Annotated in this window: 1 protein-coding gene; it reads right to left on the bottom strand. The window is 60.7% G+C overall.

The features are described from left to right. Window positions 1-527 precede the first annotated feature (527 nt). On the bottom strand, window positions 528-1280 hold the full coding sequence (locus F3H32_RS17605) for an ABC transporter permease (RefSeq protein WP_149766945.1): 753 nt from the start codon (window positions 1278-1280) through the stop codon (window positions 528-530). Window positions 1281-1442: the final 162 nt, after the last annotated feature.

Raw genomic sequence — 1442 nt, 5'->3', positions numbered from 1 at the left:
TGTAGCGTTCAACTGGCATCCAAACCTCCCGTTTGGAAAGCTTGAATCAGAAATCAGCTGACAGGGGAATCCTGATACTCAACAGACCCTAGAAGGAAGAGCATATCCATCGCCATCTAGCCAGAACCCGCGGCATTCTCCATGCCTATGGCTACAAAGGTTATGCCAAGCTCAACGACCCAGGCCCTGACGGAACGATAGCCGCAAGATTCCAGTGAAGCAGTGCGAAACCGTCCCGGATCAGGACAGGCAGCTTAATCGCCTCAAAACCTGCCCGATCGTGAAAACACCCGATCCTCATCTTCCTGGCAAGGGGCAAGAAGCGGCGCTTCTTGGCAACCTGCACCGCCGGCATGCTGCCACGTCCTTGCCGTCTTGCATCGGGGCATGCGCGATGCCACCGGGCGCACATCCCCAAATCCCGGGGCGCGACACGCAGGCAACCACGCCGTGGCGTCGCTACCTGTCAGGACGGCAAATGCCAACCTCCCGGCCGGAACCACGATTCGCCTGGGCCAGACCCCGTCCTAGCGCTCCAGAAGCTTCTTGTGATTGCGCTCCAGAAGCGCCAGCCCCGCCAGCAGAAGGATCAGCGAGATGGCGATGACATATCCCTGGTTGATATAGCTGGCTTCGTAAGTGGGATAAAATCCGCGGCGCATCAGGCCGGTGCAATGGATCAGGGGATTGTACCACAACAGGTCCTGCGCCTTGGGCGGCATCATGTCATAAAGGAAGAAAATGCCCGATATCAGGAAAAGTGGCCGGGTCAGGATTTGCCAGACCCGCTCCCAGATCGGGAACGTGGTCATCAGATAGCAGTTCAGCGTGCCCACCCCCGTCCCCAGAAGGGCGACCAGCAGCAGCGCCTCGAACACCGGGGCCATGGCAACCGGACCCGGTAGCTGGAAGATGATGAAGATGCCGCCGAAAACGATGGCAATGACGGCGATATGGGTCAGCACGTTCAGCACCACCCGCGCGATCAGCGCATCGATAAAGGTCACGCTGGGATAGGCCAGGAACGGCCGGGAAAAGCGGATCGAGGTTGCGGTCTTGTTGGCCAGGTCGTTGAACATGGCAAAGGGCAGATAGCCGGTGGCATAGAACAGCGGGAAGTTCGACCCCAATCCGGGGTTGCGCAACGCCATGCTGAACAGCACCGACAAAAGCGCGACGCCCAGCACCGGCTCGAGCACCGCCCAGATATAGCCGCCGGCCGAGCGGCCATAGGTGGTCGCCATCTCGCGCAGCATCAGCGCCATCACGGTACGCGGCATCCGCAGCGCAGGCCCGTTGCGCCCCGGCGGCTGCGCCGGGCGGATGGGGGCCGAGTGGGTCTTGGCGTCGATCTCGGACATTTGACATGCGGCACTGGTGCGTGGGGGTGGCAATATGTAACAAGAGCGGGCGAAGGTAAACCAGCGAAAGCGCAGCTGCCC

It is taken from the genome of Paracoccus thiocyanatus (assembly GCF_900156255.1).
GTDB classification, from domain to species: Bacteria; Pseudomonadota; Alphaproteobacteria; order Rhodobacterales; family Rhodobacteraceae; genus Paracoccus; species Paracoccus thiocyanatus.
This window is presented reverse-complemented; position numbering and strand designations above follow the sequence as displayed.

Coding starts and splice junctions, on each gene's coding strand:
- F3H32_RS17605 (WP_149766945.1), bottom strand. CDS start 1,280: ATGCCGCGTACCGTGATGGCGCTGATGCTGCGCGAGATGGCGACCACC.